The organism is Acidovorax sp. GBBC 1281, from assembly GCF_028473645.1.
In the GTDB taxonomy this organism is placed as follows: domain Bacteria; phylum Pseudomonadota; class Gammaproteobacteria; order Burkholderiales; family Burkholderiaceae_C; genus Paracidovorax.
On sequence record NZ_CP097269.1, the window covers coordinates 4,430,843 to 4,456,178 of the forward strand.

19 protein-coding genes are annotated in these 25,336 nt (G+C 70.5%); 9 read left to right on the forward strand and 10 right to left on the reverse strand.

Annotation, left to right across the window (positions count from 1 at the left end):
* The 8 genes from M5C96_RS20810 to M5C96_RS20845 all read left to right on the forward strand — a co-directional run bounded on the left by M5C96_RS20810 (position 1) and on the right by M5C96_RS20845 (position 15,641).
* Complete coding sequence (locus M5C96_RS20810; protein WP_272565043.1) at positions 1-4,191, forward strand: DUF4132 domain-containing protein; 4,191 nt, start codon at positions 1-3, stop codon at positions 4,189-4,191.
* A 51-nt stretch (positions 4,192-4,242) separates the two neighbouring features.
* Positions 4,243-5,388, forward strand: coding sequence for an ATP-binding protein (locus M5C96_RS20815; protein WP_272565044.1), 1,146 nt, complete (start codon positions 4,243-4,245; stop codon positions 5,386-5,388).
* On the forward strand, positions 5,385-7,865 hold the full coding sequence (locus M5C96_RS20820) for a DUF5682 family protein (RefSeq protein WP_272565045.1): 2,481 nt from the start codon (positions 5,385-5,387) through the stop codon (positions 7,863-7,865). The genes M5C96_RS20815 and M5C96_RS20820 overlap by 4 nt, the downstream gene beginning before the upstream one ends.
* Complete coding sequence (locus M5C96_RS20825; protein WP_272565046.1) at positions 7,862-8,989, forward strand: vWA domain-containing protein; 1,128 nt, start codon at positions 7,862-7,864, stop codon at positions 8,987-8,989. The genes M5C96_RS20820 and M5C96_RS20825 overlap by 4 nt, the downstream gene beginning before the upstream one ends.
* Entirely contained in the window at positions 8,986-11,133 is a 2,148-nt protein-coding gene (locus tag M5C96_RS20830; RefSeq protein WP_272565047.1) for an SWIM zinc finger family protein, read from the forward strand. The genes M5C96_RS20825 and M5C96_RS20830 overlap by 4 nt, the downstream gene beginning before the upstream one ends.
* A gap of 406 nt (positions 11,134-11,539) precedes the next feature.
* Complete coding sequence (locus tag M5C96_RS20835; RefSeq protein ID WP_272565048.1) at positions 11,540-13,570, forward strand: TonB-dependent siderophore receptor; 2,031 nt, start codon at positions 11,540-11,542, stop codon at positions 13,568-13,570.
* Positions 13,571-13,857: 287 nt separating this feature from the next.
* On the forward strand, positions 13,858-14,367 hold the full coding sequence (locus M5C96_RS20840) for a helix-turn-helix transcriptional regulator (protein ID WP_272565049.1): 510 nt from the start codon (positions 13,858-13,860) through the stop codon (positions 14,365-14,367).
* The gene (locus M5C96_RS20845; RefSeq protein ID WP_272565050.1) at positions 14,364-15,641 is read left to right on the forward strand and encodes a type II toxin-antitoxin system HipA family toxin; all 1,278 of its coding nucleotides are present in this window, start codon (positions 14,364-14,366) and stop codon (positions 15,639-15,641) included. Before M5C96_RS20840 ends, M5C96_RS20845 begins: the two co-directional genes overlap by 4 nt.
* A 100-nt stretch (positions 15,642-15,741) precedes the next feature.
* Here the strand turns inward: M5C96_RS20845 and M5C96_RS20850 are convergent, their stop codons facing one another.
* From M5C96_RS20850 to M5C96_RS20895, 10 genes are all read right to left on the reverse strand, one after another.
* Complete coding sequence (locus tag M5C96_RS20850) at positions 15,742-16,749, reverse strand: tripartite tricarboxylate transporter substrate binding protein (protein WP_272565051.1); 1,008 nt, start codon at positions 16,747-16,749, stop codon at positions 15,742-15,744.
* Between the two features lie 88 nt (positions 16,750-16,837).
* The gene (catC, locus tag M5C96_RS20855; RefSeq protein WP_272565052.1) at positions 16,838-17,122 is read right to left on the reverse strand and encodes a muconolactone Delta-isomerase; all 285 of its coding nucleotides are present in this window, start codon (positions 17,120-17,122) and stop codon (positions 16,838-16,840) included.
* 58 nt (positions 17,123-17,180) lie between these two features.
* A complete protein-coding gene (locus tag M5C96_RS20860; RefSeq protein WP_272565053.1) occupies positions 17,181-18,515 on the reverse strand; it encodes a short-chain fatty acid transporter in 1,335 nt (444 codons plus the stop codon).
* Between the two features lie 53 nt (positions 18,516-18,568).
* Positions 18,569-19,294, reverse strand: coding sequence for an SDR family oxidoreductase (locus M5C96_RS20865; protein ID WP_272565055.1), 726 nt, complete (start codon positions 19,292-19,294; stop codon positions 18,569-18,571).
* 42 nt (positions 19,295-19,336) lie between these two features.
* Positions 19,337-19,633 (reverse strand): YciI family protein, encoded by a 297-nt coding sequence (locus M5C96_RS20870; RefSeq protein WP_272565056.1) that lies wholly within the window; start codon positions 19,631-19,633, stop codon positions 19,337-19,339.
* A gap of 113 nt (positions 19,634-19,746) precedes the next feature.
* Complete coding sequence (locus M5C96_RS20875) at positions 19,747-20,814, reverse strand: cyclase family protein (RefSeq protein WP_272565057.1); 1,068 nt, start codon at positions 20,812-20,814, stop codon at positions 19,747-19,749.
* 29 nt (positions 20,815-20,843) lie between these two features.
* A complete protein-coding gene (gene pcaD, locus M5C96_RS20880; protein ID WP_272565058.1) occupies positions 20,844-21,638 on the reverse strand; it encodes a 3-oxoadipate enol-lactonase in 795 nt (264 codons plus the stop codon).
* A 34-nt stretch (positions 21,639-21,672) separates the two neighbouring features.
* Positions 21,673-22,875 (reverse strand): 3-oxoadipyl-CoA thiolase, encoded by a 1,203-nt coding sequence (pcaF, locus tag M5C96_RS20885; RefSeq protein WP_272565059.1) that lies wholly within the window; start codon positions 22,873-22,875, stop codon positions 21,673-21,675.
* 50 nt (positions 22,876-22,925) lie between these two features.
* Positions 22,926-23,579 (reverse strand): 3-oxoacid CoA-transferase subunit B, encoded by a 654-nt coding sequence (locus tag M5C96_RS20890; RefSeq protein ID WP_272565060.1) that lies wholly within the window; start codon positions 23,577-23,579, stop codon positions 22,926-22,928.
* A 29-nt stretch (positions 23,580-23,608) separates the two neighbouring features.
* Positions 23,609-24,310 carry a 3-oxoacid CoA-transferase subunit A gene (locus M5C96_RS20895; protein WP_272565061.1) on the reverse strand — a complete coding sequence of 234 codons (702 nt, stop codon included), beginning with the start codon at positions 24,308-24,310 and terminating at the stop codon, positions 23,609-23,611.
* Between the two features lie 109 nt (positions 24,311-24,419).
* Between M5C96_RS20895 and M5C96_RS20900 the strand changes: the two genes are divergently transcribed.
* Complete coding sequence (locus M5C96_RS20900; protein ID WP_272565062.1) at positions 24,420-25,220, forward strand: IclR family transcriptional regulator domain-containing protein; 801 nt, start codon at positions 24,420-24,422, stop codon at positions 25,218-25,220.
* The last annotated feature ends 116 nt before the right edge of the window (positions 25,221-25,336 follow it).

The window sequence follows — 25,336 nt, forward strand, 5'->3', positions numbered from 1 at the left end:
ATGCGCCGTTTCGAACTGATCGAAGGAAACTCCAGCAAATTCTGGGAGATCGAGCCCTCCGGCTCCGACCTGAACATCCGGTGGGGCCGCATCGGCACGGCCGGCCAGAGCCAGACCAAATCGTTCGCCGACGCCGCGAAGGCCTCGGCGGCGCTGACCAAGCTGGTCACCGAGAAAACGAACAAGGGCTACAGCGAAGTCGGCGTGGCCCCGGGCGCCGCCATCGGTGCCTCGCCGGCGCCCGCCAAGGCGCCCGCGCCCCAGGCCGCTTCCAGGCAGGCGGCCACGGATGGTGACGGGCGCTCCGCCACCGCCAGCGCTTCTGCACCGGCGCCCGCCGCGGCGGAAAGCCTGGATGCGCAGTGCGATCGTGTCTTCGCAGCCTTCTGCACGCAATTGGCCGAGGGTGCGGTGAAGGTGGAAGACGTGTTCTCGGCCGCGGTGCTCAAGCGCCAGCACGGCGTGAGCGACCAGGGGGCCTCGATGGCGTTCGAGCGCTTGAAATCCGAAGGCCTGCTAACGGGCTGGGGCACGACCGCGCAGGTCGGCCAGCGCGCGACCGCCCTCGCCCAGGCCCTGCTCGCCGAAGCGGCGGCCGGGGCCGGGACCACCCCGCCGGCCGCGGCACCCGCCGACGCCCCGGCCGGTGACGGCGGGCCCGGCGCGGTGCCGCCCTGGCTGGCCCAGGGCGACCCCGTGCGCCTGCCGTCCCAGATGGAGCGCGAGGCCTACGCCTCGCGCCGTTTCCCCCAGGAAGCGAAAGCCGCTGCACTGCCCCAGGCATGGCAGAGCGTGCGCGGCAACTGCGATTTCCACATCGACCTGCCCGGCACCGATGCGTCCCTGCGCGATCCGCTGCAGCGCACCATCGACCGCCTCGGCCGGGACACGGCCGAGGCCGAGGCCGATGCAGAGGCCGACACCGTACTGCTCGCGCTGGCGCTGGCCAGTTCGGGCTACTACGGCGAGAACGAACCGGCCGCCGCCATCGTGGACTACCTCGTGGCGCAATACGGACTGCCCGGGGCCGTCGACATCCTCATGGCATCGCAGCGCCTGGAGACGACCAACGATTACGACTCGACCACCAAGAAGCGCCGTGCGCACCTGTCCACCACCGTGACCCGCGCGATGAGCAACGGATGGCGCGGGCCGTTGGGCCAGGGCGAGGAAGCCTTTCGCCGCCATCTCACGGCCGCGCCGCAGGCCGAGTGGGAGGCCTGTGCGGACCGCATCGAGGCCGCCCTGCCCTCGCTACACCCGAGCCGGCAGCCGGCGATGGCGCTGCTGCTGCCCGACCGGCCCGCGGTGTCCGACGCTTTGGCGCACCGGCTCGCCGCCGAGAAGGAGGTGCCCGACACCCTGCACTGGCTGATGCTCACGGCCACCGACCCCGCCGCGATCGCGCTGGCCGCGAAGACGCGGCTGGGCTACTCCGAGGGCTTCTGGGGCAACCGGCGCATGGTGGCGACGGCCGTGCGCGAACGCGGCACCGGCGCGGTGGCGGTGCTGGAACGCGGGGCCGCCGAGGAGGCCGCCGGCGAAGCGCTGGCCACCCTCGGCACGCCCGAGGCCGTGCATGCGCTGGCCAAGGCCGCCAGCAGCTCCAAGGGCGCGCTGGCGCGCCTGTCCCTGGCGGCGGACCGCTGGCCGCTCGCGGCGATCGCGGCCCTCTCGCGGCTGGTGGCCGCGGACGGAAAGGACGCCGGCCTTCTCACGCCCATGCTCTCGCGCCTGCTGCGTGCGCACGGGCAGAGCGTGCCGCTGCTGCGCCCCTGGCTGGATGCCGCCGCGCAGGCCGCCGTGGACCGGCAGCTGGCCCTCCTCACCGGCCCGGCCGAGGTGGCCGCACGCGAAGAATTGCCGGCCGTGCTCGCCGATCCGCCCTGGCTTGCGAAGACCGCGCGCAAGACCGCGGCGGTGCTGGCGCTGGAGCCGCTGCCGCTGGCCCCCATCGAGGAATGGGCGCCGGGCGAACGCGAAGAGGCGCAGCGTCTCAACTCGTGGCAGCTCAACCGCTTTGCGAAAGCGGCGCAGGACGTGCTGGAGATGGTGGACCTGCTGGGCTTCGACACGAACAAGAAAAAGCAGCTCGCCCCCCTGGCCGAGGACGCCGCGCGCGCCATCCGGGCGAGAGACGCCGATGCACTCGTCGCGGCATGGCGCGCCATGCTGGCCGAGCGCAAGCGCGAGCGCTACTACTGGTATTCCTTCGACTGCGTGGCCGTGGCCACGCTGCCTCCAGCGCTTGCCGTGCCGTTCTGGAATGCCGTGGCGGGCGAGGCCGAGGGCTACGGCGTGGGCCATGCCATCGCCAAGCTGGGCCTGCCCGCGCTGCCGGCGCTCGCTGCCATGGTGCGCGCGAAGCCCGCCGAGAACCTGGACTGGGCGATGCACTACGGTGCCGTGGAGATCGCCCCCACGGCGGCGCGCGCGTTCGCCAAGCTCAAGACCGCGCGCGACACCGGCCGCGCCTGGCTGCTGAAATACCCCCAGCACGCTGCCTGTGCGCTCATCGCGCCGGCCCTCGGCAAAGCGGGCGAGGCGCGCGACTGCGCGGGCGCCGCCCTGCGGCTGCTACACGCGCAGGGCCACGGGGGCCTCCTGGTGGAGGTGGCCGGCCGCTACGGTGACGACACGGTCCTGCAGGCGCTGCGCACCGTGCTCGACGAGAGCCCGCTGGACCGCTTCCCGACCAAGCGCGCCAAATTGCCCGAGTTCTGGCAGCCGCGCGGCTGGCGCCGCCCGGTGCTGCAGGACGGCCCGGGCCGCGGCAAGGCGCTGCCCGACGAAGCGCTCGACGCGCTCGGCCAGATGCTGACCTTCCCCACGAGCGAGGAGGTGTATGCCGGCATTGCCGTGGTGCGCGAGGCCTGCACGCCCGATTCGTTGGCCGACTTCGCATGGGATGCGTTCGGCGCCTGGCTCGAGGCGGGAGGCCCGTCGAAGGACGGCTGGGCGCTGACCGCTCTGGGCCTGCTGGGCACCGACGACACCGCCCGCCGGCTCACGCCCTTCATCCGCGCCTGGCCCGGCGAGTCGGCCCATGCACGCGCCGTCACGGGGCTGGACGTGCTCGCGCAGATCGGCACCGACGTCGCGCTGATGCTGCTCAACGGCATCGCACAGAAGATCAAGTTCAAGGGCCTGCAGGACAAGGCCCGCGAGAAGATCGCCGCCATCGCAGAGACGCGGGGCCTGAGCCCCGAGGAACTGGAGGACCGCCTCGCGCCCGACCTGGGCCTGGACGCGCAGGGCACGCTGCGGCTCGACTTCGGCCCGAGGGCCTTCAAGGTGGGCTTCGACGAGGCGCTCAAACCCTATGTGCGCGAGGTCTCGGTGGACGGCAGCGACGGCGCGCGCCTGCCGGACCTGCCCAAGCCGAAGAAGACCGACGACCCCGACCTTTCGGCGCAGGCTGTGGAGCGCTTCAAGCTGCTCAAGAAAGACGCGCGCACCATCGCCAGCCAGCAGTTGCTGCGCCTGGAGGTGGCCATGTGCGCGCGCCGGCGCTGGACGCCGCAGGTGTTCCGCACCTTCCTCGCCGGCCACCCGCTCGTGCGCCACATCGTGCAGCGCCTGGTCTGGGGCGTGTACGAGGTGCCAGATGGCGGCAGCTACGGCGGCCAGCTCACGGCCTGCTTTCGCGTGGCGGAAGACGGCAGCACCACCACGGCCGGGGACGACCCGTTCGATGTCCCGGAGGGCGCGCAGGTGCGCATCGGCGTTCCGCATGCGCTGGAACTGTCGCCCGAGGACGCCGCGGCCTTCGGCCAGATCTTCGCGGACTACGAGCTGCTGCAGCCGTTCCCGCAGATCGGCCGCGACACCTACACGCTGACCGAGGCGGAAAAGGCGGACATCAAGCTCTCGCGCTGGACCCAGGCCAAGGTGCCCACGGGCCGCGTGCTGGGCCTGGTCAACAAGGGTTGGCGCCGCGGGCAGGCGCAGGACGGCGGCGGCATCTGGTACTTCACCAAGCCGCTGGGGGCCGCCCACGTGATCGAGTTGCACCTGGACCCCGGCATCATCGTGGGCATGGTGGACGAATACCCCGAGCAGGAACTGGGCGAGGTGCAGGTGGGCAAGCCTTCCGCCTGGGGCGAGTTGCAGAATGCAGAGCCCATCGGCCGTCTGGATGCCATCTCCGCCAGCGAGCTGATCCGCGACCTGGAGGGACTGCGCGCCTGACCGGCCATCGCATCGCTGCCCCTGCCTTTCCCATTCCTGACCGACCGCACCATGGCCATCTCCCGCAAGACAACACCTCCCGGCGAAGCCGCAACCGCGGGGGTCCCGCTGCAGCGGCCGCCCTCCGAGATCCTCCATGCCGCGGAGCTGGAGCGCCTGCGCGCACAGGACGCCGACCCGCGCCCGCCCGGCTGGTCGCTGGGCCTGCGCGCCGCGCGGGCCTTCATCCTGGGCGATGCGGCGCTGGGCATCGTCCCCAAGATCGTCGCGCCCGTGGCAAGCATCGAACGCATGCTGGTCACGCTGGCCACCGGCCGCGGGCTGATGCTCGTGGGCGAGCCCGGCACGGCCAAGTCGCTGCTGTCGGAGCTGCTCGCCGCGGCCGTCTCGGGCGTCTCCACGCTGACCATCCAGGGCGGCGCCTCGACCACCGAGGACCAGATCAAGTACGGCTGGAACTACGCCCTGCTCATCAACGAAGGCCCCAGCCCGCGCGCGCTCGTGCCCGCACCGCTCTACCAGGGCATGCAGCAGGGCCGCATCGTGCGGTTCGAGGAAATCACGCGCGCGCCGCTGGAGGTGCAGGACTGCCTGCTGGGCATGCTCTCCGACCGCGTGATGGCGGTGCCCGAGCTGGCGGGCGAACACGCCATGCTCTATGCCCGCGAGGGCTTCAACATCATCGCCACGGCCAACACACGGGACCGCGGCGTGAACGAGATGAGCGCCGCGCTCAAGCGCCGCTTCGACTTCGAGACCGTCTTCCCGATCCTCGACTTCGACCGGGAGCTGTCGCTCGTGCAGGACGCCAGCGCGCGGCTGCTCGCGCAAAGCGGCATCCCGCACGCGGTGCCGGCGCCGGTGCTGGAGCTGCTCGTTTCCACCTTCCGAGACCTGCGCGGTGCACCGGCCGACGGCCAGCGCGGCGCGCCGCCCGATGCGGCCATGGACCGCCTGAGCGCCGTGATGTCCACCGCCGAGGCCGTGAACGTGGCCCACGCGGTGGGCGTGCGCGCCTGGTTCCTGGAGCGGCGCGAGGGCTCGCCCGCCGATCTCGTGGACTGCATCGCCGGCACCATCGTCAAGGACAACGCCGACGACCGCGCCAAGCTGCGCCGCTATTTCGAGCAAAAGGCCGCCAAGCGCACGGGCGGGCACTGGCGCGCGTACTACGAAGCACGCCACCGGCTGCCGTGAAGGCCGGCACGGCGCCGCCCGCCGACCCCGTCATCCTCGGCGTGCGCCACCACAGCCCCGCCTGTGCGCGGCTGGTGGCGGCGCGCATCCGGGCGCTGCGGCCCGCGTTCGTTCTGATCGAGGGGCCCGCGGATTTCAACGACCGGCTGGACGAGCTTTACCTGCCGCACCGCCTGCCGGTGGCGATCTACAGCTACCTGGCGCGCGGCGGTACGCACCGCGGATCGTGGACGCCCTTCGCCGATCACTCGCCTGAATGGCAGGCGCTGCAGGCCGGGCGGGAAGCCGGCGCGCAGGTGCGCTTCATCGACCTGCCCGCCTGGCACGACGCATTCGCCCATCTCGAGAACCGCTACGCCGATGCGGCCGATGCCGAGCACCAGGCGCGGGCCGAGGCCTACGAGCGCGCGCTGGCGGACAAGCTCGCGGTGCAGGGCCGCGACGCGCTCTGGGACCACCTCTTCGAAGACGCAGGGCCGGAGGATGCGCCGGCCGGAGGGGACGACGTCGATGGCCTGGCGCTGCGCCTGTCCACGTACTTCGGCCACCTGCGCGGCGAAGGGGAGGCGGGATCGCTCGGCAACCAGGCGCGCGAACAGATGATGGCGCGCTGGATCGCCTGGGCCATAGCGCAGGACCGCGGCGCGGTGCTGGTGGTGTGCGGCGGCTACCACGCACCCGCGCTCGCGCGGCTCTGGCGCGGGATGCCCACCGGCGAGCCGGAGACGCCGCAGCCCGCGCAAGGCCCTGAAGACACTATCAAAAATATAGCAAACCAACCAATCAACACTAAGGCATCGGCACGATTTGGCTCTTACATCGTGCCCTATACCTTCCGGCGGCTCGATGCGTTCGCGGGCTATGCGTCGGGCATGCCGTCGCCGCAGTACTACCAGTGGCTCTGGGAGCACGGGGCCGAGGGCGCGGCCCGCGAATTGCTGCGCGGCGTGGTGCAGCGCCTGCGCGAGCGCCAGCTGAGCGCCTCCACCGCCGACCTGATGGCCGTGCATGCGCGCGCGCTCGGGCTGGCGCGGCTGCGGGGGCACCGCCAGCCGCTGCGCTCGGACTGGCTCGACGCCCTGGCGGGCGCCTTGGTGAAGGAGGCGCTCGACGTGCCCCTGCCCTGGACCTACCGCGGCCCGCTGCGTGCCGGCACCGCCCCGGTGCTGGTGCAGGCGATGGACGTGCTGGCCGGCGACACGGCGGGCGGCCTCGCACCGGGCACGCCGCAGCCGCCGCTGGTCGCGGCCGTGCGGGCCGAGCTGGCCGCGCAGGGCCTGCCGCTGCGCGGCACCGTCACGCTCGACCTGCTGCAGGAAGGCGACCGCGCCAGGAGCCGCGTGCTGCACCGGCTGGCGTTGCTGCAGCTGCCGGGCGTGGTGCGCACGCGCGGCCCGGCGATGGCGCTGTCGGGCGAACGCGGCGAGGCCTGGAGCCTCAGCGAACCGTTGGAGCAGCAGGCCGCGCTCATCGAGGCGGGCGCCTGGGGCGCCACGCTGGAAGACGCCGCGCGGGCGCGCCTGGAGGACCGCCTGCGCCAGGCACGCGGGCGCATCGCGCCGCTGGCCGAAGGCCTGAACAGCGCAGCCTGGGCCGGCCTTGCGGACCTGAGCGACGGGCTCCTGCGGGACATCGGCGACGCCATCGCCCAGGAGCCGCGTTTCGAGGCGCTGGCCCCCGCGCTGGGGCTGCTGCACACGCTGCTGCGCCACGGCCAGATGCTCGGCATGGCCGGTGCACCCGTGCTGCGCGTCGCGGTGGAGGCCGGCTTCGACCGCGCGCTCTGGCTGCTCGAAGCCCCCGCCGCGGTGGCCACCGCCGACACCGAAGACCATCTGCGCGGCCACCGGGCGCTGCAGCGCATCGTCGCCGACACACTGGCCGACCTGGAAGACGGCACGCCCCATCCGCTTGCGCTGGAACCCGCGCGCGCCCTCGCGGTATGGCAGCGCAAGGCGGCCGACCCGCAGGCCGCACCGGTCAGCCGCGGCGCGGCGCTGGGCGCGGTGCTGGCGCTGTCGGGCCGCCCGGGCGGTGGCGCGCAGGGCGACGGTGCCGCCACCCCCGGGGCCGGCGTGGAGGAAGCCATGAACCTGCTCGCCACCATGACCGCCGCCACGCTGGGCGACGCCCTCGCCGGCCTTTTGGCGCTGGCGCGCGAGGCGCTCGCCACCGAACCCGCCTTCGCCGCCGGCATGGACCGCCGCATCCGGGCGCTGGACGACGAAGACTTCGTGCAGGCCCTGCCGGCTCTGCGGGCCGCCTTCGCCTGGCTGCCGCCGCGCGAGCGGGGCCAACTCGCCGGGCAGGTGCTGTCGCTGCACGGCGCGCAGCACCTGCCGCGCCGCACCCTCACGGCCGCCACCCCGGGCGCCCTGCCCCCCGAAGCACTGGCCCGTGCCCGCGCCGGCGAAGCCGCAGCCGCGGCGCGGCTGGCCGCCTGGGGCATCGACGCCGGCACCGGAGCCCCTGCATGACACCGCTGACCATCCCCGACCCCCTGCAGCGCTGGCGCCTGTTGCTCGGCGAGCCGGCGGAACCCGCGTGCGGCGCGCTCGGCGATGCCGCGCAGGCGGCCGATGCGGCGCTCGAATGGCTCTACGGCCGCGACAGCGATCGCGCCGAGCGCGGCGAGCGCAGCGCGGGCCTGGGGCCCTCGGCGCTCAGCACGCCGGACTGGATCAACGCCATCCACACGCTCTTTCCCAAGGAAGTGATCGAGCGGCTGGAACGCGATGCGGTGGAGCGCTACGGCATCGACGAAGTGGTGACCAACCTGGAGGTGCTGGAGCGCATCGAGCCGTCCGAATCGCTGCTGCGCGCGGTGCTGCACACCAAGCACCTCATGAACCCGCAGGTGCTGGCCGCCGCCCGCCGGCTCGTGGCCGAGGTGGTGCGGCGCATCATGGAAAAGCTCGCCACCGAAGTGCGCCAGGCGTTCAGCGGCAGCCGCGACCGGCGCCGCCTCTCGCGCATGAAAGTGGCGCGCAACTTCGACTTCCGGCGCACCCTGCAGGCCAACCTGCGGCGCTGGGACGCGGCGCGCGGCAAGCTCTACGTGGAGCGGCCCATTTTCATCAGCCGCACGCGCCGGCATGCCGAGCCATGGGACATCGTGCTGCTCATCGACCAGAGCGGGTCGATGGTGGACTCCGTCATCCACAGCGCGGTGATGGCCGCCTGCCTTTGGCAGCTGCCGGGCATGCGCACGCGGCTGGTGGCTTTCGACACGCAGGTGGTGGACCTCACCGCCGATGTGTCCGACCCGGTGGAGCTGCTCATGAAAGTGCAGTTGGGCGGCGGCACCGACATCGCCCGGGCCGTGGCCTATGCGCAATCGCTCGTCGCCAACCCGGCCCGCACCATCGTCGTGCTGGTGAGCGATTTCTACGAGGGCGGCGACCCCGGAGAACTCGTGCGCCGCGTGAAGGCGCTGACCGGCGCGGGCGCGAAGGTGCTGGGCCTGGCCGCGCTCGACGCGCAGGCCGAGCCCGCCTACGACCGAGAGATGGCCGCGCGCCTCGTGAAGGAAGGCGCGCAGGTCGGCGCCATGACCCCGGGCCAGCTCGCGGGCTGGCTGGCCGAGAAGGTGCAGGCATGAACGCGCCGCTGCGGACCGACCTGCTCGAACTCACCCCGCAGGCGCTGACGGCGCTGGCCAACGCGGGCTTCGTCAAGCGCGCGCAAAAGGACGTGGCGGCCAAGGTGCTGCCGCGGCTGGAGACCGAACCCGACGGCACCGTGCGCGCGGAATTCGACGACGGCGCGCGCACGCGGTTGCCGCCGGGCCGCACGCTGCGCGATGCCGCATGCACCTGCGCCGCGAGCGGCATGTGCCGCCACCGCGTGATGCTGGTGCTGGCCTATCAACAACGGTACGGTGCGGCGGGCGCGCCTGCGGTCGATGCGTCCACGGCCGCAGCGCCGCCCGCGGAACCGGGGGGCGCCTGGAGCCCCGCGCGTTTCGACGACGCGGCGGTGTCGGCCAGCATGGCGCCCTCGGTGCTGGAGCAGGCCGCGCGGCTGGCGGCCTCGCGCCCCGTGGTGGCGGTGCAGCCGTGGCAGGGTCCCGCCGCGCCGCCAACGGCCCGGTTGCCGATGTGCACCGTGCGGTTCTTCTCGCGCAGCTCGCTCGTGCATGCGCGCTGCGACTGCCAGCAGGGCAGCGGCTGTGCGCATGTCGTGGTGGCGCTGTGGGCCTTTCGCGCCGCGGGCGATCTGCCCGCGGGCGGCGACGAAACCATGGTGGAAGTGCCGCCGCGCGCGGACCCCGCGCAGGCCGGTGCCGGCACCGATGGCGGCAGCGGCGCGACGGCGGCACCCGCGCAGCTGCAGTCCCCCGAGGCGCTGCGCCTGCGCGAGGCGCTCGATGCGGTGCTGCTGTCGCTGTGGCTCGACGGATCGGCCCAGCCCACGATGGCCCTGGCAGCGCGCTTCGAAGCGCTGCGCGCGCAGGCGCAGGCCCTGGGCTGGCGCTGGGTGGACGACGGCATCGCGGAGCTGTGGTTGCTGCTGCAATCGCTGCAGGCCCGCAGCAGCCGCCACGACCCGCTGCGCCTGCTGGCCGTGGCGGCCGAGCTGTGGGCGCGCCCGCGTGCCGCAGCCCACGCCGAGGCCGTGGCCGCGGACAGAACGGGGCCTGCGCGCCCCGCGCTGCATGCCAGCCAGATCCTGGGCGCGGGCGTGAAGGGCGAGGTCGCGCTGGACCACATCAAGCTCGTCTCGCTGGGCGCCGCGCTCTGGTCCGACGCGGCGGCCGAAGGCGCCAACGTGCTTTTCGCCGATCCGGACACGCAGACCGTGACGGTGCTGGAACGCCAATGGCCGCGCGGCGAAGGTGCCAACGGCCCCGCGCAGGCCCTCGCCGGACGGCGCGTGGCGGGGTTTCCGCTGCGGCAGATCGCGACGGGGCAGGTCATCACCAAGACCGCCACGCGCCGCGCCAACGGCCTCATCGACATCACCGCCGGGGCGCGCCAGACCGGCGTGATGCCGCTTTCGCCCGCGGCCTGGGACGAGCTGGCCGCGCCCTTGCGCCAAGCCAGTGTGCAAGCGCTGCGCGAGCGCCTGCGTGCCGCGCTGCCCGATTTCGTGCAGCCGCGCCAGGCCGCCACCGGCGCGGCCAGCGGGGCATCGGGCACGCTGCATGTGGTGGCGCTGGAAGGTGGCATGCAGGTACAGGGCTGCGAGTGGGATGCGGCCGAGCAGGTGCTGCATGCGCGCATCGTGGCCGCGCAGCAGGAAGGCGCCGGGCCCGCACTGCACCTTGCGCTGCCGCACCGTGCGGCCGCGCCGGGCGCCGTGGACGCGCTGGCCCGCGCGCTGTCTGGCGAATGGGGGCCGCTGCGCGCGGTGGCCGGGCCGGTGGCGCTGCGCGGCGGCGAGGCGGTCATGCAGCCGCTGGCCCTGCTGACCCACCAGCGCGCCGTGGTGCCGCAGATCGAGCCGCCAGCCGCCCAGCCGCTGGCGCTGCGCACCTGCGACGATGCGCCCACACCCGTGCAGGCCCTGCTCGACGAAACCCTGCAATCGCTGGCCCAGTGGCTGCGCCAGGGCCTGCGCCACCAGCCAGGCGGGCTGGACGCGCGCGCGCAGTCTCAGGCCCGGCAGCTGCGGCAAGGCGGCCTGGACCGCGGCGCCGCGCTGCTCGAAAGCCTGGGCGGGCACCTGCGGTCGGCCGACCGCGGACCGCTGCTGGCAGCGCTGTCCACGCTGGCACTGCTGTTGCAGGCCCAAGGCGGCTGAGGGCCGCAAGACCGCGCGGGCAGCCTCTGCCAGCGGGTGCAGGCGCGTCACGCGCACGCACGCCGCATGCCGGCTGAAAACCTGCAGAAAGCCAGCCGATAGCCGGCGCCTCTGCCCGACTCGCCCGTTTTCACATCAATTTGAATGATAATTATTCTTAATCAAAATGGGTCCGTTTCTTTTGCATCGCCTGTTCCGGCGGCCTTCCGGCTGGCCGGCGGCCTCTTCCTCGCCCTCCTCTCCCGCATTTCCATGATCCACACCCGTTCCGACGCGGCGCACTCGCCTGCCCACGCCACTGCTTTCCTGCGCCCTTTCCTGAGCCCTTCCGCTGGCCCGCTCCCCCACACGCACCCTGTGCCGCTGCGCACTCACGCCCCTGGCGCTGTGCCTGTCGCAGGTCGCCATGGCCCAGGCCAGCGCGGACGCGACGCCGCAACTGCAGGAAGTGCGCATCAACGCCAGCACCGAAAAGGACGTGGGCTTCGCCCCGGTGGAGGCCCAGACGGCCGGCAAGGCCCCCATGCGCCGGCTGGAAACCCCGCAGTCGGTGAGCGTGGTCACGCGCGAGCAGATGGAGTCGCGCCAGATCGCGAACCTGCAGCAGGCGCTGCAGACCGTGGCCGGCGTGAGCCCGGTCAACTTCGGGCGGCGCGGCTTCGACGACATCAACATCCGGGGCTTTCGCTCCACCGAATCCATCCTCATCGACGGCCTGGTGCAAAGCCCCGGCATGTGGACGCGCCTCACGCCCTACGGCTACGAACGCTTCGAGGTGCTCAAGGGCGCGGCCTCGGTGCTGTACGGCCAGGTGCAGCCCGGCGGCATCGTCAACGCCATCAGCAAGCGGCCCAAGCGCGACGCTTTGAGCGAAGTGGGCGTGGAGGTGGGCAGCTTCGGCCAGCGCACCTTGCAGGCCGACATCAACCGCCCGCTGAACGAGTCGGGCAAGGCGGCGTTCCGCATCAACGCCCAGGTCTCGAACAGCGACGATCCGACCGACTTCGTCTATCGCCGCGACCGCTGGATCGCGCCTTCGCTGTCGCTGGACCTGGGCGCGCAGACCGATCTGGTGCTGTTCGCCACCTACAGCCAGAGCAACTGGATGCGCCAGCAGGGCATCACGCCCTACGGCACGGTGCTGCCCAACCGCAACGGCCCCGTGCGGACCACGCTGTACACGGGCGATCCGAGCTTCGGCGGCTACGACATCGAAAGCACCTCGGTCGGCTACGCGCTGGAGCACCGCTTCTCGCCGCAGATGACGCTGCGCCAGAACGTGCGCTACGAATCGGAGAAGGGCAACGGCAACTTCGTCTCCAACCTGGCGCTGCAGTCCAACCAGCGCCTGCAGAACCGCCAGGCCACGCGCCAGTACCTGGACGACGACATGCTGGCCACCGACACCTCGCTGCTGTCGCAATTTGCCGCCCTGGGCCTGCAGCACCGCTTGGTGACCGGGCTGGACGCGCGCACCAGCCACAGCTGGCAAGGCCAGCGGCGCTGCACCATCGGCGCGCTCGACCTGTTCAATCCGGTGTACGGCGCGGCCACCACCTGCCCGGCCGCCTACACCAACAACGCGCCTGAAAAGCTCAGCGTGATGGGCCTGTACGCGCAGGACCAGATCAAGTTCAACCCGCAATGGACGGCCCTGGTCGGGCTGCGCCGCGACTGGTCGGACAACCAGATCGACGACCGCCTGGCCAACCGGCAGACGCGCCAGAAGGATTCCGCCACCACCCTGTCGGCCGGGCTGGTGTACGAGTTCACGCCCGGATGGGCCGCCTACACCAGCTACGGCGAATCGTTCCTGCCCGTGTCGGGAACCAGCTTCGGCGGCTCGCCCTTCGCGCCGGAGACCGGCAAGCAATGGGAAGCGGGCTTGAAGTACGAGGCGCCCGGCGGCGGGCTCACCGGGGCGCTGGCACTCTTTGACCTCAAGCGCCGCAACGTCACCACGGCCGACCCGGCCAACACCGGCTTCAGCGTGCAGACCGGCGAGCAGCGCGCGCGCGGGCTGGAGCTGGAAGTGGGCGCCGAACTGCTGCGCAGCCTGAAGCTGACGGGCGCCTACACCTACACCGACACGAAAGTCACGCGCGACAACAACGCCGCCATCGTGGGCCTGCCGCTGAACCTCACGCCGCGCCACACGCTGGCCCTGTGGGCCACCTACAAGCTGCCGCAGATGCCGCAGATCACCCTGGGCGCCGGCGCCCGCTACGTGAGCGAGCAGGTCGGCTCGTACCCCTTCACCCTGCCCGCCTACACCGTGGCGGACCTGTCGATCGGCTATGCCGGCTCCAACTACCGCATCACCGCGGGCGTGAAGAACGTGTTCGACAAGGCCTACTACGACGGCGCGATCAACGCCAACGTGGTGTCGCCCGCCCTGCCGCGCAGCTTCAGCGTAGGCCTGACGTACTTCTTCTGAAGACCTGGAGACCGGCGGAAGGGCGTTATTGCCCGCCGCCCGCATGGGAACTGGCCGCCGCCCGCGCAGTGCCCAGCCCCTACCCCTCGAACCGCCGGCTCGCGCTCCATTCGTGGGCCGGTATCGCTATGGGCCAATCGCTGATTTCCTCAATTTATTCATAGATATTTATCTTTTCTCATTAATCGTCTATCTATGCGAATTTTTTTGACTATCTTGCCCTGATCCCCGGCCAAGCCATTGATTCATAGGTTTCTATTTTTAGGCATTTTCACTAACATCTATGAATGCCGAGACAGAACACCCCTCCCGCAGACTATCCCCAGGCCGTACTGCAGCAGATCGAGCAATTGGCGCAGAACATCGTCATCGCCCGTAAGCGCCGCAGGGAAACGCAGGCGCAGTGGGCCCAGCGGCTGGGTGTGTCGCAGCCGACCATGGCCCGCATCGAGCGGGGCGATCCCTCCGTGGCGATGGCGTCGTATGTCATGTGCCTGTGGCTCATCAACCAGGCGCAGGGGCTGGCCGATCTGATTGCTCCGCAGAACGATCTCGCCTCGCTGGAGCGCGAAGTGGCGCGAGTCCAGCCACGCCCCCGTTCTACGACGAAAAAAACACCGCCCCCCGGGCCCTCATCCGTCGGACAACAGGCGGCAAGCGCCTTCTATAGAACCCGTCCCGGTGGAATGAAGAAAGCCATGGGAGTCGCTGAGCCCCAGACTCCCGAAAGCGCTTACAACCGCTCTGCTGCAGGCTTGGCCGCGCTCATCTCCGGCATCAAGAAAGAGCGGCCATGACGCTGCAAGGGGTCACGCCCCGTGCCTACGAACCGCAGGACACCCTCTACGTCTGGACCCTGGTCAACCCGGCCGCCCCCGTGCTGACGGGCTCCGTGGCCCTGTCGCCGCTGGTGCCCAACTGCGCCACCTTCACCTACGCGGCCGATTGGTGGGAGTTCGCGCTGAGCGAAAACCTGCCCCTCGTCACCGGCCAGATGTTCAGTGCGGGCGTCAAAGACAGCGCCCCCGGCGCCATCGACGACGCGCGGCCCGACCGGTGGGGCGAGCGCATCATCCGCCACATCGACCGGCCCGCGCGCCTGTCGATCCTGGAGATGCTGCTGTTCGCCGGAGACGACCGCTTCGGCGCCCTGGGCATTTCCACCTCCGCCGAGCACTACGTGCCCCGGCGCATCGGGCCCTATCCGCAGCTGCGCGATCTGGCCTCGCTGGCGCAGGCCGTGGAAGACGTGCAGACACAAGCGCCCATCACGCCGGACATCCAGCGCCTGGTGCAGCCCGGCGTCACGCTGGGCGGCGCAAGGCCTAAGGCACTGCTGCAGACCGACAAAAGACCCTGCGTTGTCAAGTTCAGCGAATGGGATGACGCGGTGGACACGCCGCTGATCGAGCACGCCACCATGACGCTGGCAGCGCAGGCCGGCATCCACGTGGCCACCACCGGCGTGCTGCCCCTGCCCTCGCGACACGCGCACGGCAAGCGGCGCCATGCGTTGACCATCGAGCGCTTCGACCGGCTCGACATCGGCGGGCAGACCCTGCGGCTGCATTGCCTCTCGGCCCGGACGGCGCTGGCGGCGGCGGGCCTTGCGGAAAGCTACGGGGCGCTGGCCACCGTGCTGCGGCGCCAGGCCCATCCGGACCGGCAGAAAGCCCAGCGCGAAGAGCTGTTCCAGCGCATGGTGTTCAACATCCTCATGGACAACACGGACGACCACGAACGCAACCACTGCCTGCGGCTGGGCTGGGACGGGTACTACGAGCTGTCGCCCGCGTTCGACGTGGTGCCCACCCTGCAGAACATGGGCTACCAGGCCATGGTGGTCGGCCGGCACGGCGCGGAATCCACTTTGGACAACGCGCTGACGGACCTGAGCGAGTTCGGCATCCCGCGCTCTCGGGCCATCGAACTCATCCAGGCCGTGGCGCGCACGGTGGACCGGTGGCCGCAGCACTTCGCCGGCCATGGCGTGGACGCGAACGACATGGCACTGCTGCAAGCCAGCATCGACCGCGATGCGCTCAAGGTGCAGCGCCAGGCGTTCTGCTGAGTGTGTGCCGGCAACCGCGATTCACGCGACCGGCATCTGCATAAAAAATGCCGCCAGCGCAAATTCCACTAGGGCATATAGCTATTAAAAACGTAGCAAATCAATCCACACTGGCGCCGGACTCCTTCACGACCTTGCCCCACTTGGCGCTTTCGGACTGGATGAAGGCGGCGAACTGCTCGGGCGTCTCGCTCACCGGCTCGGCGCCCTGGTCGGCCAGCTTCTTCTTCGTCTCGGGCTGCGACAGCACCTTGACCAGGGCCTTGTTCAATTGCGCCACGATGGGCGCGGGCGTGCCGGCGGGCGCGAACATGCCGAACCACGACGTGGCCTCGTAGCCGGGCACGCCGGCTTCGGCGATGGTGGGCACGTCGGGCAGCTCGGGCGAGCGCTTGGCCGTGGTCACGGCGATGGGGCGCAGCTTGCCCGAGCGCACGTGCTGGATGGCCGAGGGCATGTTGTCGAACATGATGCCGATCTGGTTGCCCAGCAGGTCGGTCACGGCCGGGGCGCTGCCCTTGTAGGGCACGTGCTGCATGTCCACCTTGGCCATGCTCTTGAACAGCTCTCCCGACAGGTGGATGGAGCTGCCGCTGCCGGACGAGCCGAAGTTCACCTTGCCGGGGTTGGCTTTGGCATAGGCGATCAGCTCCTGCACCGTCTTGTAGGGCTGGTTGGGGTTGGCCACCAGCAGGTTGGGCACGTTGGCCACGCGCGTGAGCGGCGCGAAGTCCTTCACCGGATCGAACGGCATCTTCTTGTAGAGCGCGGCGTTGATGGCGTGCGTGCCCACCGTGCCCATGAAGAGCGTGTAGCCGTCGGCCGGCGCACGCGCGGCCATCTGGCCGCCGATGTTGCCGCCCGCGCCGGCGCGGTTGTCCACCACCACCGACTGGCCCAGCTCGGCGGACAGGCCCTGGCCGATCACGCGCGCCAGGATGTCGGTGGTGCCGCCGGCTGCGAAGGGCACGATGATGGTGATGGGCTTGTTGGGGAACGCCTGCGCAAACGCGGTGGGCACCGCAGCGGTGGCGGCCACGGCCAGGGCGGCGGCCAGCAGGGTGCGGCGATGGGCGGCGAAGCGAAGGCTTGGGCGGACGGAAGTCATGTTGTTTCCTCGGATCTCTTTATGGGGATGAAAAGCGGGGCGCGTGCCGGGTGCGGCGCCCGCCAGCGGGGCGCAGCGGCCAACGCCGTTATTCCTGCACGATGGACGACGGGTGGTTGGCCAGCGGCGTCACCTTGATCTGCATGTAGGGGAACAGGGGCAGGCCGCTCAGGATCGTGTGCAGCTCGTCGTTGCTGGCGACGTCGAAGATGCTCACGTTGGCGTATTCGCCGACGACGCGCCACAGGTGGCGCCACTTCCCGCCCTGCTGCAGCTGCTGCGAATATTCCTTCTCCTTGCGCTTGATTTCGTCGGCCACTTCGGGGGCCAGCGTGGACGGGATGTTCACCGTCATTTCAGCCATGAACAGCATCGGTTGCTCCTTGAAAACGAAAAAGGGATGGAAAGGGAAAAAAGAGAGGCGCCTGCGGTCACAGGTGCGGCCAGACCAGCATGGTCACGGCGTAGATCGCGCCCACCAGCAGCATGGAGACCACCGTGTAGCCCATGATGTCTTTCAGCTTGAGCTTGGACAGCGCCAGCGCCGGCAGGATCCAGAACGGCTGCACCAGATCGTTCCAGCCGTTGCCCAGCATCACCGACATGGCGGTCTGCGCCTGCGAGGCGCCCAGCGTGGTGGCCGCGTTGATCATGAACGGGCCCTGCAGCACCCAGTGTCCGCCGCCCGAGGGCGCGAAGAAGTTGATGACGAACGAGCTCACCAGGCCCCACAGCGGCAGCGTGTCGGCGGTGGAGACGCTCACGAATACGTGCGCGATGGACTCCACCAGGCCCGAGCCGTGCATGATGGCCATGATGCCAGCGTAGAACGGGAACTGCAGGATGATCCCGCCGATGGTCTTCACGCCTTCGTTGACCTTCTCCACGTACTTCATCGGTGTGCCCAGCAGCAGCACCCCCAGGAACAGGATGAAGAAGTTGATCATGTTCAGGTCGAGGTTGCCGCCCTGGATGAAGTGCATGGCCACGTACGCCATGCCGCACAGGCCGATCAGCAGGCTCAGCACGCGGCTGTTGTTCAGGCGCCAGGCCAGCGTCTTCTCGTCGCCCAGCAGGTGTTCGGCACTGGCGGGCTTGGTGTCGGCCACGGTGGCCGGGTCCAGTTCCACGACCGGCTCGCCCTTCTTGGGGTGCATGGTGGCGTTGAGCAGCGGCAGTGCGATGAGCACGGCCAGGCTGGTCAGCAGGATGGGCGCGGAGAAGATCGTCTGCGTGAGCGGGATCAGCCCCATGGTGCTTTCGAACGCGTGGCCCTTGGTGGAGATGAGCACGGGGATGGTGGCCGAGAAACCCAGGCTGTACATGGTGAAGCCCGTGTACGCCGCCGCGATGATGAGCGGGTAGTGCACGCCCTTGACCTTGAGCGCCAGCTTGCGCGCCATGATGCCGCCGATCACCAGGCCGAAGCCCCAGTTGAGGTAGCTGCCCACGCAGCCCACGATGGTGGCGACGATGATGGCCTGGCGCGGCGTGTGCACGTGCGAGGCGATGCGGTCGAGAAAGCGGTCCACGATGGGCGCGGCCGCCAGCACGTAGCCCATCACCAGGATCACCGCCATCTGCGTGGTGAAGGCCAGCAGGCTCCAGAAGCCCTTGCCCCAGTCCTGCACCACGGCATTGATGGGGCGGTTTTCCACCCCGAAGGCGAGCGCCATGGTCAGCAGCGTGAGCATGATCGCGAAGACGAACGGATCGGGCAGGTAGCGCCGCATCAGTTCGGTGAAGAAGGCGGTGATTTTCGACATGGAAATTGTCTCTTTGGTGTTGTGAGGTTTTGAGAAAACGCGAGGAGAAAGCGCTAGACCCCGGCCACGCCCACGGTCATGCCACCGCAGACGTACAAGACCTGGCCGGTGACGAAGCCGCTGCGCGCATCGAGCAGATAGGACACGGCATGCGCCACGTCGTCCGGCGTGCCCACGCGCTTGACGGGCACCGAGTCGATGATGGCTTTGGTGCGCGGCGCATCGGGCGGGTTGGCGCGGTCGAACAGCTCGGTGCGGATGGGGCCCGGGCCAATGGCGTTGGCCGTGACGCCGTGGCGGCCCAGCTCCAGCGCCCACACGCGCGTCATGCCGATCAGGCCGGCCTTGGTGGCCGAATACGCGGTGCGCAGCTCCTTGCCCAACGCGGCGCGCGATGACATGTTCACGATGCGCCCGAAGCCAGCCGCCTGCATGCCCGGCAGCAGCGCCTGCATGCACTGCAGCGCGCAGCGCAGGTTCAGCGCCACGGCGAGGTCGAATTGTTCCAGCGTCTGATCCGCGGCTTCGGCAGGCACCACGATGCCCACGTTGTTGACCAGGCGCGTGATGGGCCCGCCCGCTAGCGCTTCCTGCAGGGCCCGCGCGGTGTCGGCGGTGTCGGACAGGTCGGCCTGGATGCCGCCGGGCACATGGGCGACCGCGCGATCGATGATGACGGGCTCGTAGCCGTCGGCGCGGCAGCGCTCGGCCGTCGCCGCGCCGATGCCGGCGCCGCCGCCGGTGATGAGAACGCGCTCGCGTGCAGGTGCAGTGGTCATGGAAGGTCTTTCTTCTTCAGGGAATGCAGGGGCGCGTGGGGTTTACAGGTAGCTCTGTCCATCGACGTAGGCCTTGCGCCAGCGCGTGAGCGTCACGCGCTCGAACAGGCCCGCGGCGTGGAACGGGTCGGATTCGACGAAGCGCTGGGCCTCTTCGCGCGAATCGAGCGCCACCACGTACAGGCCGCCCCCCAGATCCTTGCCGTCGTCGGCCAGCTTGGCGCCGCAAGCCAGCAGCAGGGCCTTGTGCTGGTCAAGAAACGCCAGGTGCGCGGCCCGCGTGGCCTGGCGCACGTGCTGGTGATCGGGCTTGTCGAAGGTCTCGATGATGAAAGGCACAACAGTCTCCGTGTGCACGGCGGTCCGGCACATTGCAAACGCCGGTTAACCGGCTTCAGGGGATGGATTTCCGCGCAGTGCGCACTGAGCGGAACGGGGTGACGGTCAGGGCTTCAGACGGTGGCGACCGGTGTCACGGGCGAGGCGATGGCCCCGGGCAAATTCAACGGCGGCGCCGTCAGCAGGAATCGCGAGCGGTGGCGCGCGCGCAGCCACGCGGCCAGCGGCGTCAGGTGCCACAGCTCGCCCAGGTGCACGCCCAGCTTGAACAGGCAGTGCTCGTGCAGCGGCAGCGCGGCGCAGCAGGCCGGGCCCGCCTTGGCGGGGAAGGCTTCGACGGCGTAGTTGTCGGCGGCGATGGCGGCGAGCTGGCTGTCGGTGATCCATTGCAGCAGCCTGTCGTCGCGCCCGTCCAGCACGGCGCAGCGGTCCGCCAGCACGGCCGGATCGGGGTGCCTGCGCATGCCCAGCACCACGTCGGCAAAGCCCGTGTGCAGGCAGACGATGTCGCCCGGCTCCACCGCCACGCCGTCGGCCTCCAGCACGCGCATCAGCGTGTCGTAGCCGACCACGGTGCGGGCATCGCCCAGGTGCGCGCGCAGATCGATCATCACGCCGCGCCCCTGCACGCCCGTGCGGGCCATGCCCTCGATGCCCAGCGCATGCGCGGCCGAGGTGCTGGTGGCCGCTCCCGGCGCGGCGGGCACGCCGGCATCGCGCACGTCGTCCGGGCCCACGATGTCGCGGCCGGCGGCGTAGCCGTTGTAGTACAGCGCTTCGGGCAGGCCGTCGCCATTGGCGTCGAACATCGAGCCCGCGTGCGCCAGGCCATCCCACTGCGTGGAGTACTGCAGGTGCAGGATGGCCAGGTCGTCCGACAGCACGTCGGTGCGGCCCGGCTCCAGCGCACCCAGCAGGCAATTGAAGTTGACCAGCCCCTTGCGCAGCAGCGGCCGCAGCACGGGCGGCTGGCGATTGGGGTTGAGGGCATTGCCGCCGGGGTAGTCCAGCGGCAGGCTCAGCGCGAAGGCCAGGCCCTCTTGCACTTCGGCCACGCCCTGGCGCACCTTTTCGGGCGTGAGCAGGTTCAGGCGGCCCAGTTGGTCATGGGGGCCGAAGTCGCCCCAGGTGGAGCCGGCGGGCCGGTGCTGCCAGCGGGGGTTGGTGGGCTGCGGGTCCATGGGGTCTCGGTCTCTCTTCGTGCCGCGGCTCAGCGCGCCAGGAACGCGGCCAGCGCGGCATCGAACGCGGCCGGCGCTTCCAGGTTGGACAAGTGCGAGGCCGGCACTTGCACCAGTTGCGCGCCCGCGATGATGGCCTGCATGGCCTGCGCATCGGCCACCGTGGTCACGGGGTCGGCGCTGCCGGCGACCAGCAGCGTGGGCACGCTGATGGCACGGATGGCGCTGCGCAGGTCGGCCTGGGCCAGGGCCTCGCAGCAGGCGGCGTAGCCCTCGGGGGCAATGCCGGCGATCCAGCCCTGGGCGCGCTGCACCACGGCGGGCTGCGCAGCCACGAAGGCATCGGTGAACCAGCGGCTGGGCGACGATGCGGCCAGTTCGGCCATGGCCGCCGTGCCCTTCTCGCGGACCAGCGCGGCGCGCGATGTCCAGCCCTCGGCCGTGCCGATCTTCGCGGCGCTGTTGGCCACCACCAGGTGGTCCAGCCGCGCGGGGGCATTCACGCCCAGCCACAGGCCGGTGAGGCCGCCCATCGAGATGCCGCAGAAGCTGGCGCGCTCGATGGCCAGCGCGTCGAGCAGCGCCAGCACGTCGCTGCCCAGCTGGTCGACCGTGTACGGGCCGGGCGAGGCCACGCTCGCGCCGTGGCCGCGCGTGTCGTAGCGCAGCACGCGGTGCGTGGTGGCGAAGCGCGCGGCTTGCGCGTCCCACATCTCCAGGGTGGTGCCCAGGGAGTTGGAGAGCACCAGCACGGGTGCGCCTTCGGGGCCGTCGAGGCGCACGCGGAAGGCGCCGGCGGGGGTGTGGAGGGTGGCAGTGGACACGGGCTTGATTTCCTGGGGTTTCGCAGCGGGCCGATCAGACGCGTTCAAGCACCACGGCGATGCCCTGCCCCACGCCGATGCACATGGTGGCCAGCGCGTAGCGCCCGCCCGTGGCATGCAGGCGGTTCACCGCCGTGGTGGCCAGGCGCGCGCCGCTGGCGCCCAGCGGATGGCCCAGCGCGATGGCGCCGCCCCAGGCGTTCACGCGCGCGTCGTCGTCCTGCAGGCCCAGCTGGCGCAGCACGGCGATGCCTTGCGCGGCGAAGGCTTCGTTGAGTTCGATCACATCGAGCTGATCGAGCGTGAGGCCCGTCAGTTGCAACACCTTCTGCGTGGCCGGCGCCGGGCCGATGCCCATCACGCGCGGGGCCACGCCGGCCGTGGCCATGCCGACCACGCGGGCCTTTGGCGTGAGGCCGTGCCGGGCGGCGCTCGCCTCATCGGCCAGCAGCAGCGCGCAGGCGCCGTCGTTCACGCCGCTGGCGTTGCCGGCCGTCACCGTGCCACCTTCGCGCACCACGGGCTTGAGCTTGGCGAGCGCCTCCAGGCTGGTCTCGCGCGGGTGCTCGTCCTGGTCCACGGTGACGGGCTCGCCCTTCTTCTGCGGCACCTGCACGGGCGTGATCTCGCGCGCCAGGTGGCCGGCCTGCTGGGCGGCCACGGCCTTGCGCTGGCTGGCGAGCGCCATGCGGTCCTGCGCTTCGCGCTCGATGCCGTAGTCGTCGGCCACGTTCTCGGCCGTCTCGGGCATCGAATCCACGCCGTACTGCGCCTTCATGAGCTTGTTGACGAAGCGCCAGCCGATGGTGGTGTCGTACACCGCATTGGCGCGGCTGAAGGCGGTTTCGGCCTTCGGCATCACGAAGGGGGCGCGGCTCATGCTCTCCACGCCGCCGGCGATCATCAGGCCCGCCTCGCCGGACTTGATGGCGCGCGCGGCCGTGCCCACGGCGTCCAGGCCCGAGCCGCACAGGCGGTTGATGGTGGCGCCGGGCACGTCGATCGGCAGGCCGGCCAGCAGCGCGGACATGCGGGCGACGTTGCGGTTGTCTTCGCCGGCCTGGTTGGCGCAGCCGTAGAGCACGTCCACCACGGCGGCCCAGTCCACGTTCGGGTTGCGGGCCATCAGCGCCTTGAGCGGGATGGCGCCCAGGTCGTCGGTGCGCACGCTGGACAGGGCACCGCCGTAGCGGCCGAAGGGCGTGCGGATGGCGTCGCAGATGAAGGCTTGCGTCATGGTCTTTGTCTCCAGGGTGTTGGTCGGGAAAGGCGCCGAGGCGGCCGGGGTCAGGCGTGCGATGGCCGGATGGGCAGGCCCACGAGGCGCTCGAGTTCGGCATGGTCGAGGCCCGGCACGGCATCGATGAGCACCAGGCCCTCGGGCGTGCAGGCCAGCGTGGCCAGGTCGCTGTAGATGCGCTTGACGCAGCCGATGCCGGTCAGCGGGTAGGTGCATTGCGGCACGACCTTGGACCGGCCCTGCTTGGTGAGCAGGTCCATCATCACCCAGGTCTGCTTGGCACCGATGGCCAGGTCCATGGCGCCGCCCACGGCGGGGATGGCGCCGGGCTCGCCCGTGCTCCAGTTGGCCAGGTCGCCCGTGGCGCTGACCTGGAAGGCCCCCAGCACGCAGATGTCCAGGTGGCCGCCGCGCATCATGGCGAAGCTGTCGGCATGGTGGAAGTACGCACCGCCCGCCAGCAGCGTGACGGGTTGCTTCCCGGCGTTGATGAGGTCGTAGTCCTCGTCGCCCGCGGCCGGCGCCGGGCCCATGCCCAAGATGCCGTTCTCGCTTTGCAGGATGACTTCGCGGCCCGGTGGAATGTGGTTGGCCACCAGCGTGGGCTGGCCGATGCCCAGGTTGACGTAGGCACCGTCGTGGATGTCCTGCGCCACGCGGGCGGCCAGTTCGTCTTTGCTTCTTTTTTGATACCTACTCACGCTAGCTCCTGTTGCGCTGGGGGCCATTTTCATGCTGACTTCTTGAAGCCGCCGGCCTGCGTGGCCACGCGGTCGATCCGCACCACGTGGCTCACGTAGATGCCGGGCGTGACGATGGCCTCGGGGTCGAGCGCGCCCAGCTCCACCACCTCGTGCACCGTGGCCACGGTGCGCCGCGCGGCGGTGGCCATGACGGGGCCGAAGTTGCGGGCGGACATGCGGTAGGTGAGGTTGCCCCAGCGGTCGCCCCGCTCGGCCTTGATCAGCGCCACGTCGCCCTGGATGGGGTACTCCAGCACGTACTGCTTGCCGCCGATCTCGCGCGTTTCCTTGCCCTTGGCCAGCTCCGTGCCGTAGCCCGTGGGACAGAAGAAGGCGCCGATGCCCGCCCCGGCCGCGCGAAGGCGCTCGGCCAGGTTGCCCTGGGGCACCAGTTCCAGCTCCAGCTGGCCGGAGCGGTACAGGCCGTCGAACACGTGACTGTCCACCTGGCGCGGAAAGCTGCAGATGATCTTGCGCACCCGGCCGGCCTTGAGCAGCGCGGCCAGGCCCGCGTCGGCGTTGCCGGCGTTGTTGTTCACCACGGTGAGGTCGCGCGCGCCCTGCTCGATCAGCCCGTCGATCAGTTCGCCGGGAATGCCGGCGGTGCCGAAGCCGCCGATCAGCACGGTGGCGCCATCCTGAATGCCCGACAGGGCCTGGGCCACGGAATCCGCAATCTTGTTGATCATGGGGAAAGGAGAAGCCTAAAGGTGAGAATTCGGGTCCCGCCGGAGCGGCTGGGCATTTGTTCGCATATAGAACAAATGTTCGTATAATGAATTTTAGGACCAAATGCTTATGAGCGATACCCCCGCGGAGACTGGTGATAACCCTAGGCCGGGAGACAGCTATGTGCAGTCGTTCGCCCGTGGGCTGGAGGTGATCCGCTCGTTCAGCGCCACCGCGCCGCAGCAGACGCTGAGCGAAGTGGCGGCCCGCACGGGCCTCACGCGCGCCGGGGCGCGGCGCATCCTGCTCACCTTGCAGACGCTGGGGTATGTGGAAAGCGATGGGCGGCTGTTTCGGCTGACCCCGCGCATCCTGGACCTGGGCTTTGCCTACCTGTCGTCCATGCCGATCTGGGATCTGGCCGAGCCGACGATGGAAGCGCTGGTGGACCAGGTGCACGAATCCTGCTCGGCCGCCGTGCTGGACGGCAGCGACATCGTCTACGTGCTGCGCGTGCACACCCACAAGATCATGAGCACCAACCTGGGCGTGGGCTCTCGCCTGCCCGCCTTCTGGACGTCCATGGGCCGCGTGCTGCTGGCCGGCCAGCCCGATGCCGACGTGGTGGCGCTGCTGCCGAAGGTGCCACGCCAGCGGCTCACCCCCCACACCCTGCTGGACGACGACGCCCTGCTCGCTGCCGTGCGCCAGGCCCGCGCGCAGGGCTGGTGTCTGATCAACCAGGAACTGGAAGAGGGCCTGATTTCGGTCGCCGCGCCGCTGCGCAACCGGGCCGGGCAAACGGTGGCGGCGCTCAACATCAGCGGGCAGGCCAACCGGACCAGCGCCGAGATGATGCAGACCGAGTTGCTGCCGGCCCTGCTCAAGGCGGCCGAAGCCATCTCGCGCACGCTGGGCACGCGCCGCTGACCGGCGGGCCGCTGTGGAATTTTTCCCACAGCCGGCCAGTGAAGCCGCCCAAAAAAGGGCGGCGTCCAGGGCCCCTGGCAATTAGTGGTTACGATTAATGACAAATTGGCAGCTTG

Bases quoted from the DNA above. Each gene is read 5' to 3' on its own strand.
- M5C96_RS20815 (WP_272565044.1), top strand. From the start codon at position 4,243: ATGGCCATCTCCCGCAAGACAACACCTCCCGGCGAAGCCGCAACCGCG.
- M5C96_RS20875 (WP_272565057.1), bottom strand. From the start codon at position 20,814: ATGGACCCGCAGCCCACCAACCCCCGCTGGCAGCACCGGCCCGCCGGC.
- M5C96_RS20865 (WP_272565055.1), bottom strand. From the start codon at position 19,294: ATGACCACTGCACCTGCACGCGAGCGCGTTCTCATCACCGGCGGCGGC.
- catC (WP_272565052.1), bottom strand. From the start codon at position 17,122: ATGCTGTTCATGGCTGAAATGACGGTGAACATCCCGTCCACGCTGGCC.
- M5C96_RS20850 (WP_272565051.1), bottom strand. From the start codon at position 16,749: ATGACTTCCGTCCGCCCAAGCCTTCGCTTCGCCGCCCATCGCCGCACC.
- M5C96_RS20895 (WP_272565061.1), bottom strand. From the start codon at position 24,310: ATGATCAACAAGATTGCGGATTCCGTGGCCCAGGCCCTGTCGGGCATT.
- M5C96_RS20810 (WP_272565043.1), top strand. From the start codon at position 1: ATGCGCCGTTTCGAACTGATCGAAGGAAACTCCAGCAAATTCTGGGAG.
- M5C96_RS20835 (WP_272565048.1), top strand. From the start codon at position 11,540: ATGGCCCAGGCCAGCGCGGACGCGACGCCGCAACTGCAGGAAGTGCGC.
- M5C96_RS20860 (WP_272565053.1), bottom strand. From the start codon at position 18,515: ATGTCGAAAATCACCGCCTTCTTCACCGAACTGATGCGGCGCTACCTG.
- pcaF (WP_272565059.1), bottom strand. From the start codon at position 22,875: ATGACGCAAGCCTTCATCTGCGACGCCATCCGCACGCCCTTCGGCCGC.
- M5C96_RS20900 (WP_272565062.1), top strand. From the start codon at position 24,420: ATGAGCGATACCCCCGCGGAGACTGGTGATAACCCTAGGCCGGGAGAC.
- M5C96_RS20825 (WP_272565046.1), top strand. From the start codon at position 7,862: ATGACACCGCTGACCATCCCCGACCCCCTGCAGCGCTGGCGCCTGTTG.
- M5C96_RS20845 (WP_272565050.1), top strand. From the start codon at position 14,364: ATGACGCTGCAAGGGGTCACGCCCCGTGCCTACGAACCGCAGGACACC.
- M5C96_RS20840 (WP_272565049.1), top strand. From the start codon at position 13,858: ATGCCGAGACAGAACACCCCTCCCGCAGACTATCCCCAGGCCGTACTG.
- M5C96_RS20830 (WP_272565047.1), top strand. From the start codon at position 8,986: ATGAACGCGCCGCTGCGGACCGACCTGCTCGAACTCACCCCGCAGGCG.